Raw genomic sequence first — 647 nt, forward strand, 5'->3', positions numbered from 1 at the left:
CGGTCATGGGGCGCGATCACCACCACCGGCATCTTCTCGTCGATGAGGGCGATGGGGCCGTGCTTCAGCTCGCCGGCGGCGTAGCCCTCGGCGTGGATGTAGGAAATCTCCTTCAGCTTCAGCGCCCCTTCCAGCGCCAGCGGATAGTTCGGGCCGCGGCCGAGATAGAGCACGTCCTGCGCATGCGCGAGGGTGCGGGTCAGCACCTCGATGTCGGGGGCGAGCTTCAGCGCCTCGGTCATCAGGCGCGGCACCTCCATGAAGGCGCGCACCAGCCGGCGTTCGTCATCCTCCGCCACATGCCCCGAGGCCCGCCCCAGCGCCACCGCGAGGCAGGCGAGCGTGGCGAGCTGGCAGGTGAAGGCCTTGGTGGAGGCCACGCCGATTTCCGGACCCGCCAGGGTGGGCAGCACCATGTCCGCCTCGCGGGCGATGGTGGAGGTGGCCACGTTCACCACCGCAACCACCTTCTGCCCGCACGCCTTGGCATAGCGCAGGGACGCCAGGGTGTCGGCCGTCTCGCCCGACTGGGAAATGACGATGGTCACCCCGCCCGGCTCCAGCGGCGTTTCCCGGTAGCGGAATTCCGATGCGATATCGATGGAGACGGGAATGCGGGCGAACTGCTCGATCCAGTATTCCGCCAC

1 protein-coding gene is annotated in these 647 nt (G+C 68.5%); it reads right to left on the reverse strand.

Going from position 1 to position 647, the window contains the following annotated elements:
- A partial coding sequence (locus L0966_RS22165) for an SIS domain-containing protein (protein ID WP_234054272.1) occupies window positions 1–647 on the reverse strand: 647 nt, incomplete at both ends.

Source organism: Xanthobacter sp. NM-59 (genome assembly GCF_021401125.1).
Classification (GTDB): Bacteria; Pseudomonadota; Alphaproteobacteria; order Rhizobiales; family Xanthobacteraceae; genus Xanthobacter.